The sequence below is a fragment of the Flectobacillus sp. genome, assembly GCF_049240685.1.
Classification (GTDB): Bacteria; Bacteroidota; Bacteroidia; order Cytophagales; family Spirosomataceae; genus Flectobacillus.
The window spans coordinates 1-3,233 of sequence record NZ_JBMLSD010000281.1; the positions used below are offsets into that span (position 1 = coordinate 1).

General features: G+C 36.7%; 4 protein-coding genes. 3 read left to right on the forward strand and 1 reads right to left on the reverse strand.

Annotation, left to right across the window (positions count from 1 at the left end):
- On the reverse strand, positions 1-449 hold a 449-nt coding region (locus ACOVQ4_RS12950; RefSeq protein ID WP_421821058.1), incomplete at its 3' end, for a cupin domain-containing protein.
- A 334-nt stretch (positions 450-783) separates the two neighbouring features.
- Here ACOVQ4_RS12950 and ACOVQ4_RS12955 point away from each other — a divergent pair.
- From ACOVQ4_RS12955 to ACOVQ4_RS12965, 3 genes are read left to right on the forward strand one after another with little or no spacing between them, the layout of a single operon-like run.
- Complete coding sequence (locus tag ACOVQ4_RS12955; protein WP_095160929.1) at positions 784-1,329, forward strand: RNA polymerase sigma factor; 546 nt, start codon at positions 784-786, stop codon at positions 1,327-1,329.
- A gap of 45 nt (positions 1,330-1,374) precedes the next feature.
- On the forward strand, positions 1,375-1,974 hold the full coding sequence (locus ACOVQ4_RS12960; protein ID WP_421821059.1) for a hypothetical protein: 600 nt from the start codon (positions 1,375-1,377) through the stop codon (positions 1,972-1,974).
- Complete coding sequence (locus ACOVQ4_RS12965) at positions 1,949-3,193, forward strand: hypothetical protein (protein ID WP_421821060.1); 1,245 nt, start codon at positions 1,949-1,951, stop codon at positions 3,191-3,193. Before ACOVQ4_RS12960 ends, ACOVQ4_RS12965 begins: the two co-directional genes overlap by 26 nt.
- Positions 3,194-3,233: the final 40 nt, after the last annotated feature.

A 3,233-nucleotide genomic window follows, 5' to 3' on the forward strand; every position in this document is an offset into this window, starting at 1 on the left:
TCAGCTAGCTCAAATCCTTCAAAATCAAAACCTGGCGCCACTGTACAGCCAACCAATGAGTAAGCCGATTCTTTTTGGGGTTTTGATGCAAACCAATATCCTGCAGGAACTACCGCCTGAAATACTTGCCCTTGGTCGGGGTTATTCCCCAAATGTATGATATCTAGTTGTCCATCAGGACTAATCATATAGATATCCAGAGCGCCACCAGCATAAAAATGCCACATTTCGTCGGCTTCAATTCTATGAAAAGCAGAGAAATGATGATTTTCTAGTAAAAAATAAATACCTGTCGAGAAAACTCTTTTTCCTTTAAATCTTTCTGGTAAAGCTTCATGAGGAATACTTTCGGTCGAGCGATAAGTTTCGGCAAAGTAGCCACCCTCTGGATGTTCGAGCATCTTAAACTTTTCGACCCAATATTGGGCATTTTTTATAATTTGATTCATTGACAATGATATTTTGAATAAAAGAAAGTAAAGTTTAATGAGAAACTCTTTCTTTGTATTTTGTTAAAAATCAGGTAATTGATTGTTGGAAATTTAGCGGAAATCAAACAACTCAAATACAATAAATAGCTTCTAGGTGATTCTTCCTAGAAAGTTAAGATTCCATGCTGCAAAAAAATCATATTTTTTTAATTCTCATGCAACATTAGTTTATCAATCTGTTTCATTGGTATGAAATTCAGTTAATTGTTATTCGCAAATAAGCCTCTAAGACTATCGAAGATTGACGATTAACCAACCAACTAAGTTTATTCACGAATAACAATTTAATACGCTGGAACAAACGCTATACATAGACAGAAATGTTCATTTGGTGGAGGCTTGTCGCAGGGGCGAACGCAAGGCTCAGTATGAGATTTATCGTCTCTACTCAAAGTCTATGTTCAATGTGGCAGTCAGGATACTAAATCATGTCGGCGAGGCCGAAGATGTACTGCAAGAGGCATTTTTGGACGCATTTATCAAAATTCATGAGTTTCGTCAAACAAGTACCTTTGGTGCTTGGCTCAAACAAATTGTAATCAATCGGGCTCTTAATCAGCTCAGGCAGCGTAAAGTTGCTTTTCAGGACATCGATGGTGTACCTGATGATTTTGAGGACGAGCAATTTGATGACGAGGAAATAGAATGGGAAGTAACTAAGGTGCAGCGCGCGATGCATCAGCTTCCCGATGGCTTTAGAACGGTTCTGAGCTTGTATCTTTTTGAAGGATACGACCATGAAGAAATTGCGGAAATTTTGCAAGTAGCAGAATCCACTTCGAGAACACAGTATATAAGAGCCAAAAAACGTTTATTAGAAATACTAAAAAAGGCATAATTGATTGTCGAGCTTATTTTTCAACAAAAGATATGTCATAGTCTTATGAATCAGTCAAAAAAAGCATCAAATCGTTTAGAAAGGTTTGTTCGAGACCATCGAGATGAATTTGAAAACCTTGAACCATCGTTGGATTTGTGGGAAAAATTGGAAGCAAAATTACCTGCCGACACCGCTTTGGCTCAACCAGTAGAGAAAAATACCATTATTCCATTTTTTCCTAAAATACAACGTTATTGGCGTGTAGCTGCTAGTGTTGCTGTAATTATTGGTGTTTTTGGGATTTGGTATGTCAATCAAACTTCGAATACCTCTGATGTTATAGTAGGTCAAGTTGGCGACCAATACAAACAGCAAATGGTGCATTACGCTAGTTTAATCGAAACCAAAAGAGACGAAATTCGACAAATCGCCGATAATGAACCTGCTTTATATCAAGAGTTTTCGTCAGAAATCGAACGACTTAACAAGGACTATCAAAGCTTGAGGGCAGAACTGCCCCAAACGCCCAACCAAGAAGAGTTAGTGAAAGCGATGATTCAAAATTTACAATTACAATTAGATATCTTGAATCAGCAATTATCAATTATTCAACGTGTTAAAGAAGCAAAACAAGGCCATGGAAAAAGGATTCAAACTATTTAAGGTGCTTGTTGCCATTTACGGGGTTTTTATTATTTACTCAAGTAAAGCACAACAAGGAAGAGCAAGTGCATCGGCTTCGACTAATGTATACGCAAGCAACAAAACCAACCGAGTTATTAGTATAACTATTAATTCGAATACAAATGCCACCGCTAGCTGCCAAACAGACAACACTTCAATAGAAAATACAGAAGTCAATGCATTGGTAGAAAAAAGAAAAGCAATTACAAAGATATATTCGGTAGAGCCAAAAGATATCTTGCAGATTAATAATCAACATGGCCATGTAAATGTTGATTTATGGAATCGCAACGAAATCAAGATTGAGATAAGCATTATTGCACATGCCAACACCGACGAGCGAGCTCAAGCATATATGGATGGCGTAGAGATTGCTGAAATGAGAAACAAAAATAAAATTGCTTTGCGTACCGACATTTCGACTGAGACATCAAGCAGAAACGGTTGGTTTGATAATTGGAGCTGGAAAGGTAGCAAAGAAACGGATAGCGATAAACAAGGGGTAGAAGTTAACTATCAGGTATATATGCCCAAAAGCAATCCTCTTATGGTATCGAATAAATATGGTAATACAAACGTACCAGAGTTTTCGGCACCATTGTCTATTGTTACGGCTTATGGCAATTTTGTTAGCGAACGACTTTCTGGAAATGAAAAGAATATCAATGTTCAGTATGGTAAAGCCAATATCAAGCAATTAGATGAAGCAGAACTAAAAATCTCTTATTCGAAATTGAATATCGATAAAGCCAACTTTATCAAACTAGCCAATATGTTTGGTTCGGTAATGCTAGATCAAGTAAATACAATTGAGGGAAATCTTCAGTATTCTAACGGAAAGATTGGCACAATTAAAGAAAATGGCAAAATTTTCATTAGTTATTCAGATGGACTAGAACTTCGTGAGTTACCAAATTCACTCAAATCCTTGGATTTGAAATGCAATTATACTACTGTAAAATTACCTGTGACGCCAGATTGTAATGTAGATTTTGATGTTACAGTGAATTATGCCAATTTCAAATACCCATCAGACAAGTGTACGCTTACGGTTAATCCGGACGATGAAAATTCTCAAAAACGTATGGGATTTATTCCTCAAAAGAATTATAAAGGTAAAATCGGCAAAGGTACAGGAACCAAAATTGTCATTCACTCCAATTATGGTGGTGTGAAGTTTTTGGAAAAAGATAAGTAATAAATACGCTTTAGGCTATAAGCCCTAGGCATTAGGCAAA